Here is a 13,458-nt window from a genome sequence, read left to right as displayed (position 1 = left end):
TACGATAACAGGGGAAGGAGAATGGCGATGAAACAATTCGAGATTGCGGCAATACCGGGAGACGGAGCAGGAAAAGAAGTTGTGGCGGCTGCGGAGAAAGTGCTTCATACAGCTGCTGAGGTGCACGGAGGTTTGTCATTCTCATTTACGTCATTTCCATGGAGCTGTGACTATTACATGGAACACGGCGAAATGATGCCTGAGGACGGAATACATACACTCACTCAATTTGAAGCGGTATTCTTAGGGGCAGTTGGAAATCCGAAGCTTGTTCCCGACCATATCTCATTATGGGGGCTGCTCCTGAAAATCCGGAGAGAACTCGAGCTTTCTATTAATATGAGACCTGCCAAACAAATGGCGGGCATTACGTCGCCGCTTCTGCATCCAAATGATTTTGACCTCGTGGTGATTCGCGAGAACAGTGAAGGTGAATACAGTGAAGTCGGCGGACGCATTCACAGGGGCGATGATGAAATCGCCATCCAGAATGCCGTGTTTACCAGAAAAGCGACAGAGCGAGTCATGCGCTTTGCCTTCGAATTGGCGAAAAAACGGTGCGGCCATGTGACAAGTGCAACAAAGTCTAATGGCATTTATCACGCGATGCCGTTTTGGGATGAAGTCTTTCAGCAGACTGCCGCTGATTACAGCGAGATTGAAACGTCATCCCAGCATATTGATGCGCTGGCCGCTTTTTTTGTGACGCGTCCGGAAACGTTTGATGTCATTGTGGCAAGCAACCTGTTTGGTGATATTTTAACCGACATCAGCTCGAGCCTGATGGGAAGCATCGGCATTGCGCCGTCTGCGAACATCAATCCGGACGGCAAATACCCGTCTATGTTCGAACCGGTTCACGGCTCAGCTCCCGACATTGCCGGTCAGGGTCTTGCCAATCCAATCGGCCAAATTTGGACAGCGAAGCTGATGCTTGACCATTTCGGAGAGGAAGAGCTGGGGGCAAAGATCCTCGATGTGATGGAACGAGTAACGGCTGACGGCATCAAAACACGCGACATTGGCGGGCAAAGCACAACGGCTGAGGTCACGGACGAAATCTGTGCGCGGTTAAGAAATCTATAACCATGTAGGCCGGGGCGAAGTTGCTCCGGCCACTTACAACATTTCAACAGATTCCTAACCAAGAAGATCCCAAATGCTGTATAATGACATGGAATTCTTTAGGAAGGTATCAGGTGAAAGAAGTTGAACGCAAAAACGATCACATTAAAAAAGAAATCAAAAACCAAATTTATTGTACTCAGTATCGCATGTATCCTGGCTTTCATATTCATGATTAGAATGGCATTTTATATTCCCTATCTTGTTGAAGGTTCATCAATGGCTCCGACGCTAAAAGACTCAGAACGGATTTTGGTGGACAAAGCAGCCAAATATACAGGCGGATTTCAGAGAGGCGACATCATCGTGATTCATGACGAAAAGAGCGGCCGTTCATTTATAAAACGGTTAATCGGCTTGCCGGGCGACTCAATTATCATGAAGGATGATCAGCTATACATAAACGGTAAGAAAGTCGACGAACCGTATCTAAAGGAACATAAACAAGAAATGCAAGCGTTAGGGGAAAATCTCACGAATAATTTTGAAGCTGAGGTGCCTTCCGGCAAATATTTTGTCATGGGAGATAACCGTCTCAATTCGGTGGACAGCAGAAATGGAATAGGTATGCCTTCTGATGAAGATATCATTGGTACTGAGTCTCTTGTCTTTTATCCGTTCGGTGAGATGAGACAAGCAAAATGAATACATACGCAAAAAAGAGATGATGCTTGATGAAATGAAAGAAAGGGTGGAGAAATGGTGAAACCTGATATGCTGCCTCATCGCTATCCGTTTTTGTTTATTGATGGCGTGATTGAAAGTGAGCCCGGGAAACATGCAGCTGCTTATAAGCTGGTCAGTGAGAACGACTGGTTTATCACGGACATGCAAACAGAAATGCCGTTTTCACTTGTGATTGAAGCACTTGCGCAAACCGCGGCTTTTACAGGGATTACAGATGAGAACAGCTTGGGCTTATTGTCATCCGTGAAGAAAGCGGAAAAGCTGGGCGCGGCCGTACCGGGCGACCGGCTTGATCTATCGTTTGAAGTCACACGAAATCGCCGCGGGTTTGTGTTTGGACATGCGAAGGCGTCAGTGGGCGGGCGGCCTGTTGCGGAAGCTGAAATCGGCATCTATATTGAAAAATGAAAAAAACCCTTCACAACGATTTTTGTGAGGGGTTCTATTATTTCGTATCGTAATCTCGTTCACTTTGTGAGTCATCTCTTTGCTGGCGTTTGTGTTTTTCATCATTCATGTTTTCCTTCAGCTCTTCATTCGGTATCGGATCGGTTAAGTCATTATGTTCGGGATTTTCATTTGGGCGGTTCTGCTGTTTTCTTTCTTTCATGTTTGATCACCTCACTATTTGTTTTCCTCTTATCAGTGCACCTCAAACATGTGAAATCGCTTTTTTGTTCTGCTCGGTGTAATGTATTAGAATAGAAAGAAGCACAATTAAGATAAAGAGAGGTACATATATGTCTGTTCAAAGAGAAAGTGTAGATATCAAGCTGATCGCAATTGATATGGATGGAACGCTGCTGAATGAAGAGCAGCTGATCTCGGATGAAAACCGTAAAGCCATTCGTGAAGCAGAGGATAAAGGCGTGTATGTGGTGATCAGCACGGGCCGTACGCTGATGACGTGCCGGGAACTGGCTGAGTCGCTGGAGCTGTCGTCTTTTTTAATCACGGCTAACGGAAGCGAAATCTGGGATTCGAATTTTCATTTAGTGGAACGTAAGCTGCTCCACACGGATCATATCAAAATGATGTGGGATTTGCGGAATAAACATAACACCAATTTCTGGGCTTCAACCGTTAACAAGGTGTGGAGAGGCGAGTTCCCGGAAAACATCACCGATCATGAATGGCTCAAATTCGGATTTGACATAGAGGATGACGATATTCGAAACGAAGTGCTGGCGGAGCTTAGAAAAAATAAAGAGCTCGAAATCACAAACTCAAGCCCGACAAACATTGAGGTTAACGCGCTCGGCATCAACAAAGCCGCAGCCCTTGCGAAGGTTTCTGAAAAACTCGGCTTTACGATGGAACATGTCATGGCGATGGGCGACAGCTTGAATGATATCGCGATGATCAAAGAAGCGGGGCTGGGCGTAGCGATGGGCAATGCTCAAGACATCGTGAAAGAAACGGCTGATTGGATCACTGACACAAATATAGAAGATGGAGTCGCTAAAGCGATACGCCATTGGGTACTATAAGAAAAAGAGTCCTGAGATAAGGACTCTTTTTCTATTTAATCAGGGAGAGTTTCTTCTAGGTCCATGGTAGGTTTTCTAACAAATTTATTTCACAAACTAATATGATTGAATATAATGAAATAAAGTTCAAAAATTCGGAATAGTCGTTCCGAATTTCGGAACAATAAAATACATAAAGCAATCGTTTGCTTGGCAGGAGGGATTCTGTGTTTCAAGTTGATTTAAATTGTGATTTAGGGGAAAGCTTCGGAGCCTATACGATAGGTCTTGATCAAGATATTTTAGAGTTTGTCACATCGGCGAATGTCGCATGCGGATTTCATGCAGGGGATCCCGGTGTCATGCGGAAAACAGTTGCCCTTGCTGCTGAAAAAGGCGTGAAAATCGGCGCGCACCCGGGACTTCCGGATTTGCTCGGCTTCGGCCGCCGGAATATGGCGATTTCTCCAGAGGAAGCGTATGATCTTGTGGTTTATCAAATTGGCGCCTTGTCAGGATTTTTAAAAGCGGAAGGGCTTCACATGCAGCACGTCAAGCCGCACGGCGCTTTGTACAATATGGCTGCAGTCGATCAGAAGCTATCGGAAGCCATTGCAAAAGCCGTCTACAAGGTTGATCCAGGACTGATTCTTTTCGGCCTTGCTGAGAGCGAGCTTGTAAAAGCGGGAGAACGGATCGGGCTGCAAACAGCAAGCGAAGTATTCGCCGACAGAACATACCAAGCGGACGGCACACTGACACCGCGCTCCCAGCCGGACGCACTCATTGAAAGCGATGATGCCGCCGTCACTCAGGTGATCAAAATGGTGAAAGAAGGGGCGGTCAAATCTCAGCAAGGCCAAGATGTGTCCTTAAAAGCAGATACGGTTTGCATTCACGGAGACGGTGCCCATGCGCTGACGTTTGCGCAAAAAATCCGAAAAGAGCTTACATCGGCCGGAATCGAAGTGACTGCTATTTCAGCCCAGAAGTAATAGAAGGAGGAAAATAGATGGAGCAGCAGAAAAAAACAGCAGGGAAAAAAACGGGCAGCTGGTCATTGCTCATGGGTGCCGCCTTCTTAATGGCAACATCAGCAATTGGCCCGGGATTCCTGACACAAACCGCAACATTTACAAACACACTCGCAGCGAGCTTCGGTTTTGTTATTTTAATTTCTATTATTTTGGATATCTTCGCTCAAACCAACGTATGGCGCATCATCGCGGTCTCAGGAAAAAGGGGCCAGGAGATTGCGAATATGGTGCTTCCCGGACTGGGATATTTCATCGCTATTCTCGTCGTGCTTGGCGGACTTGCCTTTAATATCGGGAATATCGGAGGGGCTGGGCTCGGACTTCAAGTCTTGTTCGGCATTACACCAGAAACAGGCGCCTTAATCAGCGCCGTCATCGCAATTCTGATTTTTGTCATCAAGGAAGCAGGAAAAGCGATGGACCGTTTTACGCAAATCGCGGGGTTTGCCATGATCATCTTAACGCTGTACGTCGCAATCTCGTCTGCGCCGCCAGTCGGACAGGCTGTGGCAAACACATTTGCCCCTGAACATATCAGTATATTCGCAATTGTCACATTAGTCGGCGGGACCGTCGGAGGATATATCACATTTGCCGGCGGACATCGTTTGCTTGATGCTGGGATTAAAGGCAAGGAATCCATCCCCCAGGTGACAAAAAGCTCAGTTATCGGCATTTTAATTACATCCATCATGCGAATCGCCCTTTTCTTAGCTGTGCTCGGTGTTGTTTCAAAAGGCCTGCACATTGACGAAAGCAACCCGGCCGCCTCTGTGTTCCAGCTGGCAGCGGGAAATGTCGGTTATAAAATTTTCGGATTGATCATGTGGTCAGCAGCCATTACGTCCGTTATCGGAGCCGCTTATACGTCTGTTTCGTTTTTTAAAACCTTTTCTCCAAAAATTGAAAAGAATTCACGCGGCATTATTATCGGATTTATTGTCGTTTCCACATTAGCCTTCGTCACCATCGGCCAGCCGGCGAAAATTCTCGTGCTTGTCGGATCTTTGAACGGCTTGATTCTGCCGATTGCGCTTGGAACGCTGCTCATTGCCGCATATAAGAAAAACATTGTCGGTGATTATAAGCATCCGCTTTGGCTAACAGGCTCAGGTGCACTGGTTGTCATCGTCATGGCGATTATGGGCATCTACACGTTATTTACACAACTTCCTCATTTGTGGAGCTGATAAGAATGGATCATTTGAACAAGATGGCGCCAAGAGATGTGCGCGCTCTCATACGAGAAGGGAAAATAAACGGCCCGACCGCCGGAATGTCCGGCGGTTATGCTCAAGCGAACCTTGTGATTTTGAAAAAAGATCTGGCATTTGACTTTCTGCTGTTTTGCCAGCGGAATCAAAAGCCCTGTCCGGTGCTGGATGTGACGGAATCCGGTTCGCCTGTGCCGTCGCTTGTTGCGCCAGATGCTGATATCAGAACGGATTTTCCAAAATACCGTGTATACAGGCACGGTGTTTTGACGGAGGAAGCATCTGATATTACGCCATACTGGGAGGACAATTTTGTCGGTTTTCTAATCGGATGCAGTTTCTCTTTTGAACAGGCGCTGATCAATAATGGAATTCCCGTCAGACATATCGACGAGGGGACGAACGTTCCAATGTACAAAACGAATATAGATTGTGTTCCGGCGGGGCCGTTTCATGGGCAGATGGTTGTCAGTATGAGACCGGTTCCTGAACGGCTCGCTGTACGCGCCGCACAGGTGACCTCGCGTTTTCCGGCTGTGCACGGAGGACCGATTCATATCGGCAATCCAAAAGCGATCGGCATACAGGATCTGGGCAATCCGGATTTCGGAGATGCCGTTTCTGTTCGTGAAGGCGAGGTTCCTGTATTTTGGGCATGCGGGGTCACTCCGCAAGCTGTGGCTATGAATGTAAAACCTGAAATGGTCATCACACATGCGCCGGGGCATATGCTTATCACAGATATTCGAGACGAGTCGCTTGCGGTGCTGTAACCTCTCGTCCTCCTGATGAACGAGAAATAAACGAGGTGAGAAAGATGACTGAACGATTACAATTCGAACAGCTCGGTGATTCTGCAATGATGATCCGATTTGGAGAAGAAATAAGCGAGCAAGTAAACGGTCTTGTCCATGCCGCTGCCGCTTATATAGAAGAACAGCCGTTTCCGGGATTCATTGAATGTATCCCGGCTTTTACGAGTCTTACCGTATTTTATGATATGTATGAAGTGTACAAGCATTTGCCTCAAGGCATCAGCTCACCTTTTGAGAAGGTGAAACGCGATGTTCATGAGCGGCTTGGAGAATTAACGGCTGATTATGAAAGCAGCCGCCGCGTCGTTGAAATTCCCGTCTGCTATGGCGGTGAATTCGGGCCTGATTTAGAAGAGGTGGCCCAGATCAATCATCTGACACCCGAAGAAGTCATTGAGATTCATACAGGCGGCGAATATGTGGTGTATATGCTGGGCTTTGCACCGGGGTTTCCTTTCTTAGGCGGTATGTCCAAACGTATCGCAGCTCCAAGGAAATCGTCGCCAAGACCATCAATTCCCGCCGGATCAGTCGGAATTGCGGGACTGCAAACAGGCGTTTATCCGATTTCGACACCGGGCGGCTGGCAGCTGATTGGCAAAACGCCGCTCGCTCTATTCCGGCCGCAGGAAAACCCGCCGACGTTATTAAGAGCAGGAGATATTGTTACATTTGTCCGCATCTCAGAGGATGACTATCACGCCTATAAGGAGGAGTCCAATTGAGCATGAAAGTGTTAAAGCCCGGACTGCTCACAACGGTTCAGGATATAGGCAGAACGGGGTATCAAAAATACGGCGTGCTGGCAAGCGGCGCCATGGACACGGTGTCGCTTCGAATCGCCAATCTGCTGATCGGAAACAGCGAAAAAGAAGCCGGCCTTGAAATTACGCTGATGGGTCCCGGCCCGTCGCTTTATGTGTCAGAACCAACGCTGATTGCCGTAACAGGAGCGGACTTTACTCTGCGTGTGAATGATGAAGAAGCACCTCTTTGGAAACCTGTGCTCGTTAAGGAAAACAGCACGATCACCTTTGGCCCCTGCAAACTCGGCAGCCGTGCTTATGTAGCGATAGCCGGCGGCTTCAATGTACCTGCTGTCATGGAAAGCAAAAGCACGTATGTCAGAGCGGGAATCGGCGGATTTCGCGGAAGAGCGCTTCAGAAGGAAGATGAACTGCCGATTGGTGAACTGTCATTTCTTTCGAAAACCATCGTCTCCCGTATGAGCCAACACCTTGGTCAGCGAGGATTTGCAGCGCCGAACTGGTCAGTCAGCCGATACAGATTTCTGCCGTTAAAAAAGAATCCGGTGATCCGAGTGCTGGAAGGAAAACAATTCTCTTTTTTCACAGAAGAATCGAAAACAAGGTTTTATGAAGAGACGTTTCGTGTCACTCCGCAGTCCGATCGGATGGGCTACAGGCTCAAAGGGGAACCGCTTGAATTGAAGGCGCCTCTTGAGATGGTGTCAGAGGCGGTTACATTTGGAACAGTTCAGGTGCCGCCTGACGGCAATCCGATTATCCTTCTTGCAGATAGGCAAACGACGGGAGGTTACCCGAGGATCGCTCACATCATTTCAGCTGATCTTCCGATTGCCTCGCAAATCATGCCGGGCGAGCACGTCCAATTTGAGCCTGTGTCCCTTCAGGAAGCGGAAGCGCTTTTCATTGAACGGGAAGAGTATCTAAAAGAACTGAAAACAAGAATGAAAATGGAATGGCTGACATAACAAAGGGGATGGAATGATGCAGAATAAAAACAAAACCGTAGTAAAATCTATGGCGCTGCTCAATTTGTTTTTGCATGAACCAAGCCTTACTTTAAGCGAACTCGTTTCCCTATCAGGAATGCCGAAGACCTCTGTTCACCGAATGGTCAGCTCACTGGAAGAAATGGGGTTCCTCAATCGAGACCCATCGGGCGTTTATACGCTGGGATTGGTGTTTTTGGAATTCGGTCAGCTTGTCGCGGACAGACTCGATATCAGAAAAATAGCCAAGCCTGTGATGGAGGAGCTTTGCCGTGAAGTGGATGAAGCTGTTCAATTGATTATGAGGGACGGAAACGAAGCAATCTACGTGGAGAAAATTGAAGGGACACAGACCGTTCGCCTGTACACTGCAATCGGCCGGCGTTCTCCTTTGTACGCAGGAGCATGTGCCCGCAGCATTTTGTCCTTTCTGCCCCGTGAAGAAATTGAAGCGTACATGAAACAGACAGAGCTCATTCCGATCAGTTCAGGGACCATTACAGATCCGTCAAAGCTTCTTGAGGCGATTGATACCTCGGTGCAAAACGGCTATACCGTCAGCTATTCCGAACTCGAAAATTATACGGCGGCCATTGGTGCGCCGATTTTTAACCATCATCACCAGGTGGCGGCAGGTATCAGTATTGCAGGGTTTGAAGCGAGATTTACAGAAGACAGGCTGCCGTACTTAACGGAAAAAGTAAAACAAGCCGCTTTGCAGATATCCAGAAAAATAGGGTATCCATAAGTAGCCGATCTTTTCTCTTCTGCGTACATTAACGTATCGACGTTCATGAGTGGAGGAAAGATCATGGTGCTTCAATATACAGCGCTCGGAGATTCTTTAACGACGGGGAGAGGCTCTGGGCTGTTTTCTGCCGGATTTGTCCAGCGCTTCAGGGGCATGATGGAAGCCGATCTGACATCAAAAACAGCCGTATCGGTTTTCGCCAAATCCGGCCTTGATACAGAGGAAATCCTCGGCCTCCTGTCATATCCCTATGTTCAAAAACAAATTCAAGCCGCTGATATGATTACGATCACAGGATGCGGAAATGATCTGATTGAATCTGTATTATCCTATCAATCTTCTCAGGATGAAACGATTTTCAGCCGTGCGTCCGCGCATTGTCATGAGAATTTTGAAAAGATGATTGCCCAAATCGCCAAAATCAAAGGGGCCGATCCATCACCTTACGCCATCCGTGTTTTTAATTTATACAATCCGTTTCCCGGCATTGGCATTGCTGATCAATGGATTACTTCATTTAATTCACATTTAAAAACGCTGGCCTCAGCGCCTCATGTTAAAATCGCTGACGTTTACAGTGTCTTTAAAGGGAAAGAGCAGGAATACCTGTCTTTCGACGGTGTCCATCCGAATAGCAGCGGCTATCAGGCAATGGCCGAAGTGCTTCGCGGAATAGGTTATCCAGAATTATCAGTTTCATAGAAAACGCGCCTGATCACTGGCGCGTTTTTTTATATGAATTCAAATATTAAAAGAAACTTAAATTTCCCCGTCTCATGTTCTATATACAAAAAAAGTGCGCTAGAATAATGGAGGGCAAAGGCAAATATAGGCATAACGCTCAATATTTCGTATATCAGGAAGGATGGTCCTTTTGTTTCGCATTTTTAAAATGTCTTTTGCGGTTATCATTATCATACTGGCGCTTATCGCTTTTAACTATACGGAACACACCTCTGTTATCCAATCGGTCATGCTCGTTTTTCTGGGCGCGGTCATGTTTATTCAGGGACTTGAAGAACGCAAAAAAGAAAACGACAGCTCAGGAGCATTTAACATCTATACTGCCGTTTTCGTTTGGTCTGTTTCTCTCATCAGTTTTACGCTTTATATGATATAAATCTATGATACATCCAGAAAATGCTCAACCGTCGGGAACGGCGAATAAAACTGATGCAGCAAGGCTTTCCACTCTTTGTACTCGGAAGACCCGCGAAAGCCTTCAGTGTGGTCCTCAAGCGTTTCCCACTCTACGAGCAGCAGGTACTTATGTGTTTCTTCCATGCATTTTGATAAAGAATGTGTGATATAGCCCTTCATTCCGGCAATGATCGGCGCCGCCAGCCGGAACGCCTCCTCAAATTCTTGTTCGAGTCCCTCTTTAATATGAAGCATAGCTGCTTCTCTGACCATGCGATCCCTTCTTTCCCTCTTTTTAAATAGTTTACAGGAAACGAAAGGAGAATTCTGAAAAATCGATGAACCTTTTCCTTCATTTTCAAAAAAATCTTGCACGTACTAATTCATTTAAGAGAAAATAACAAGTGGAAGGCAGGGGAAAGTCATGTGTAAAAAGTGTATTCTACTATTATTTCTATGTATCGGGCTGATCGGATTAATCGGATGCTCCAAAACAGATTCACCAGAGGACCGAATGGAAGCATTCGTAAAACAGTGGAACGATCAGCAATTCGATGACATGTATCAAAGCCTGACCAAAGATGTAAAAAAAGAAATCTCCAAAAAGGATTTCGTCAGCAGATATAAAACCATCTATGAGCAGGCAGGCGTAAAAAATCTGAAAGTCACTGCGGGAAAAGTGGATGAGGATGATAAAGACAATAAAACGATGAAGCACATCCCATACAAAGTCAGCATGGACACAAATGCGGGCAAAGTCAGCTTTAAAAATACCGCTGTGCTGAAAAAAGAAAAAACAGATGACGAGGAGTCATGGAATATAGATTGGGACCCATCGTTTATTTTCAAACAGCTGGCTGATGACAAAACCGTTCAAATCGCCAGCATTGAACCGAAACGCGGCCAAATCTACGATAAAAACGGGAAAGGCTTAGCCGTCAACACAGATGTTCCGGAAATCGGAATTGTTCCCGGAGAGCTAGGAGATAAAAAAGAAAAAGTCATAAAAGAGCTCGCGAAAAAACTGGATGTAACTGAAGATGACATCAATCAGAAGCTGAAACAAAGCTGGGTCAAAGATGATTCATTCGTGCCGGTCAAAAAAGTAAAACCGGACGAAGAAAAATTAGTGTCTGAAGTGACGTCATTAAAAGGCGTCACAAGAACAAATGTCAGCTCACGCTATTATCCGTATGGCGAAAAAACAGCCCATCTGACAGGCTACGTTCGCGCGATTACGGCGGAAGAACTGAAGAAAAAGAAAGACGGAACGTACAGCGATACGTCAAACATTGGAATTTCAGGTCTTGAAAATGTGTATGAAGACAAGCTCAGAGGCACAACAGGATGGAAAATCTACGTTCCGCAAACCGGCGAAGTCATCGCTGAAACGAAAGCGAAAGACGGTGAGGATCTACACCTCACAATTGATATCAAAACACAAACAAAGCTCTATGACGAACTGAAGGATGACAGCGGAGCGGCAGTCGCACTGCAGCCGCAGACAGGTGAAACACTGGCTCTTGTCAGCGCGCCTTCTTACGATCCAAACGGATTTATTTTCGGATGGAGCGATAAAGAATGGAAAAAACTAAACGAAGACAAAAACAATCCGTTTTCTGCGAAATTTAACAAAACATATGCGCCAGGGTCTACGATTAAGCCGATCGCTGCTGCCATCGGCCTGAAAAACGGTACGCTTAAAGCGGCGGAGAAGAAAACAATCAAAGGTAAACAGTGGCAGAAAGATTCAAGCTGGGGCGGCTATTCTGTTACACGGGTGTCTGACAGCCTAGAGCAAGTGGATTTGGAACATGCCCTGATCACGTCAGACAATATTTACTTTGCACAAAACGCGCTTGATATGGGTGCGGACACCTTTACAAAAGGCATGAAAACATTTGGGTTTGCAGAGGATATTCCATATGAATTTCCAGTCCAGCAATCATCGATCGCAAACGGCAAGCTAGATTCAGACATTTTGCTTGCGGATACAGGCTACGGACAGGGACAAATGCAAATGTCTCCGCTTCACCTAGCGGCAGCTTACACGCCATTTGTCGATAATGGAGACCTCGTGAAACCGACGCTTATCAAGAAAGAGTCACAAACCGCTGATGTCTGGCACAAACAAGTGCTCACGAAAGAAGGAGCCGCCGACATTACAAAAGGGTTGAAAGGCGTAGTCGAAGATGAACGCGGGTCAGCGTATCAGCCTGTCGTAAAAGGAATCACTGTGGCTGGAAAAACAGGAACAGCCGAACTGAAAAAATCAAAGGATGATAAAGACGGCACCGAAAATGGCTGGTTCGTCGGCTATGACTATAAAAACAAAGACCTGCTTGTCGCGATGATGATTCAAAATGTTCAAGATCACGGCGGCAGCCACTACGTAGTCGAAAAGGCAAAAAAGCAATTTCAATCGAAATAAAACCTTTTTAACGGGAGTGAAAGGAAAAAGGGCGTCTGAGGCCGAATGATCTAGTAAGGGGCAAAAACCCGGTTTATTAAGAAAAGAGGGATTTTGCATGCAGCGTATTCATTTGGCGGAGGATCTTCAATTTTCAAGAGTGATACACGGGCTTTGGCGTCTGAATGAGTGGAACTATTCAGACGCTGAGCTGCTCAATCTCATTGAGTGGTGTGTCGATCAAGGTATCACCACCTTTGATCATGCGGATATTTACGGGGGCTACACGTGCGAAAAACGGTTTGGAAATGCTCTTGCTCTTTCACCCGGATTAAGGGAAAACATAGAGCTGGTCACAAAATGCGGCATCGTTCTTGAATCACCTGAACGCCCTGCTCACAGATCGCATCATTATAATACAAGCAAAACTCATATTCTAGCGTCTGTTGAACAGTCGCTTTTGAATCTCAGAACGGATTATATCGATGTGCTGCTGATTCACAGACCGGATCCGCTCATGGACCCGGAAGGAGTGGCTGAGGCGTTTCATGCGCTGAAAAGCTCCGGCAAGGTCAGATATTTCGGTGTTTCGAACTTTAAAGGCCATCATTATCGGATGCTGGAATCGTATCTGCCTGAAAAGCTTGTGACCAATCAAATTGAGCTTTCCGCATATGAATTAGAAAATATTCAGGACGGCACATTGAATCTGTGTCAGGAAAAACGGATTTCTCCGATGGCCTGGTCGCCGCTTGCAGGCGGTAAAGTGTTCGCCGGAAACACGGAAAAAGATCGGCGCATTCGCACGGTGCTTGAAACCGTTCAGGCTGAAATCGGTGCTGCCTCATTGGACGAGGTGATGTACGCATGGCTATTCACGCATCCGGCCGGCATCATGCCGATAGTCGGAAGCGGAAAACGCGAGCGTATTTCCGCCGCGGAAAACGCCTTGGCGTATAAGCTTGATCAGGATCAGTGGTTCCGTATTTATACAGCCGTACAAGGCCACGATATACCATAAAGAAAAAGCATCAGCATAACGGCTGATGCTTTT

At 46.5% G+C, this 13,458-nt stretch carries 16 protein-coding genes; 14 read left to right on the top strand and 2 right to left on the bottom strand.

From position 1 onward, the window contains the following. Positions 1–21 precede the first annotated feature (21 nt). From V6D42_RS17315 to V6D42_RS17305, 3 genes are all read left to right on the top strand, one after another. Positions 22–1,086, top strand: coding sequence for a tartrate dehydrogenase (locus V6D42_RS17315; RefSeq protein WP_333514061.1), 1,065 nt, complete (start codon positions 22–24; stop codon positions 1,084–1,086). A gap of 123 nt (positions 1,087–1,209) precedes the next feature. Then, entirely contained in the window at positions 1,210–1,770 is a 561-nt protein-coding gene (gene sipU, locus V6D42_RS17310) for a signal peptidase I sipU (protein WP_333514060.1), read from the top strand. Between the two features lie 69 nt (positions 1,771–1,839). After that, a complete protein-coding gene (locus V6D42_RS17305; RefSeq protein WP_333514096.1) occupies positions 1,840–2,220 on the top strand; it encodes a 3-hydroxyacyl-ACP dehydratase FabZ family protein in 381 nt (126 codons plus the stop codon). 37 nt (positions 2,221–2,257) lie between these two features. Here the strand turns inward: V6D42_RS17305 and V6D42_RS17300 are convergent, their stop codons facing one another. Continuing rightward, positions 2,258–2,422 carry a hypothetical protein gene (locus tag V6D42_RS17300; protein WP_010333048.1) on the bottom strand — a complete coding sequence of 55 codons (165 nt, stop codon included), beginning with the start codon at positions 2,420–2,422 and terminating at the stop codon, positions 2,258–2,260. Between the two features lie 130 nt (positions 2,423–2,552). On the opposite strand from V6D42_RS17300, the gene V6D42_RS17295 reads away from it, so the two are divergent. The 9 genes from V6D42_RS17295 (at position 2,553) to V6D42_RS17255 (ending at position 9,974) form a co-directional block, all read left to right on the top strand. Continuing rightward, the gene (locus V6D42_RS17295) at positions 2,553–3,302 is read left to right on the top strand and encodes a Cof-type HAD-IIB family hydrolase (protein ID WP_333514059.1); all 750 of its coding nucleotides are present in this window, start codon (positions 2,553–2,555) and stop codon (positions 3,300–3,302) included. A gap of 206 nt (positions 3,303–3,508) precedes the next feature. After that, the gene (locus V6D42_RS17290; RefSeq protein ID WP_333514058.1) at positions 3,509–4,276 is read left to right on the top strand and encodes a 5-oxoprolinase subunit PxpA; all 768 of its coding nucleotides are present in this window, start codon (positions 3,509–3,511) and stop codon (positions 4,274–4,276) included. Positions 4,277–4,293: 17 nt separating this feature from the next. Continuing rightward, entirely contained in the window at positions 4,294–5,508 is a 1,215-nt protein-coding gene (locus V6D42_RS17285; RefSeq protein ID WP_333514057.1) for an NRAMP family divalent metal transporter, read from the top strand. 5 nt (positions 5,509–5,513) lie between these two features. Further along, a complete protein-coding gene (locus tag V6D42_RS17280) occupies positions 5,514–6,305 on the top strand; it encodes a putative hydro-lyase (RefSeq protein ID WP_268471677.1) in 792 nt (263 codons plus the stop codon). A gap of 44 nt (positions 6,306–6,349) precedes the next feature. Then, on the top strand, positions 6,350–7,072 hold the full coding sequence (pxpB, locus tag V6D42_RS17275; RefSeq protein ID WP_333514056.1) for a 5-oxoprolinase subunit PxpB: 723 nt from the start codon (positions 6,350–6,352) through the stop codon (positions 7,070–7,072). A 2-nt stretch (positions 7,073–7,074) separates the two neighbouring features. Continuing rightward, positions 7,075–8,082: a biotin-dependent carboxyltransferase family protein gene (locus V6D42_RS17270; protein WP_333514095.1), complete on the top strand. Its 1,008-nt coding sequence runs from the start codon at positions 7,075–7,077 to the stop codon at positions 8,080–8,082. Between the two features lie 16 nt (positions 8,083–8,098). Continuing rightward, on the top strand, positions 8,099–8,851 hold the full coding sequence (locus V6D42_RS17265) for an IclR family transcriptional regulator (protein ID WP_326231913.1): 753 nt from the start codon (positions 8,099–8,101) through the stop codon (positions 8,849–8,851). A gap of 63 nt (positions 8,852–8,914) precedes the next feature. After that, positions 8,915–9,556 (top strand): GDSL-type esterase/lipase family protein, encoded by a 642-nt coding sequence (locus V6D42_RS17260; RefSeq protein WP_333514055.1) that lies wholly within the window; start codon positions 8,915–8,917, stop codon positions 9,554–9,556. Between the two features lie 172 nt (positions 9,557–9,728). Beyond that, positions 9,729–9,974: a YczI family protein gene (locus V6D42_RS17255; protein WP_333514054.1), complete on the top strand. Its 246-nt coding sequence runs from the start codon at positions 9,729–9,731 to the stop codon at positions 9,972–9,974. Positions 9,975–9,976: 2 nt separating this feature from the next. Here V6D42_RS17255 and V6D42_RS17250 read toward each other — a convergent pair whose 3' ends face one another. Further along, positions 9,977–10,267 carry an antibiotic biosynthesis monooxygenase family protein gene (locus V6D42_RS17250; protein WP_010333058.1) on the bottom strand — a complete coding sequence of 97 codons (291 nt, stop codon included), beginning with the start codon at positions 10,265–10,267 and terminating at the stop codon, positions 9,977–9,979. Positions 10,268–10,418: 151 nt separating this feature from the next. Between V6D42_RS17250 and V6D42_RS17245 the strand changes: the two genes are divergently transcribed. Next, positions 10,419–12,425 carry a penicillin-binding transpeptidase domain-containing protein gene (locus V6D42_RS17245; RefSeq protein WP_333514053.1) on the top strand — a complete coding sequence of 669 codons (2,007 nt, stop codon included), beginning with the start codon at positions 10,419–10,421 and terminating at the stop codon, positions 12,423–12,425. A gap of 97 nt (positions 12,426–12,522) precedes the next feature. Beyond that, entirely contained in the window at positions 12,523–13,425 is a 903-nt protein-coding gene (locus tag V6D42_RS17240) for an aldo/keto reductase (protein WP_333514052.1), read from the top strand. The last annotated feature ends 33 nt before the right edge of the window (positions 13,426–13,458 follow it).

The organism is Bacillus sp. 0909A (assembly GCF_036765115.1).
GTDB lineage: Bacteria > Bacillota > Bacilli > Bacillales > Bacillaceae > Bacillus > Bacillus mojavensis.
The sequence above is the reverse complement of the archived record's forward strand: the minus strand, read 5'-3'. Positions and strand labels throughout refer to the sequence as shown.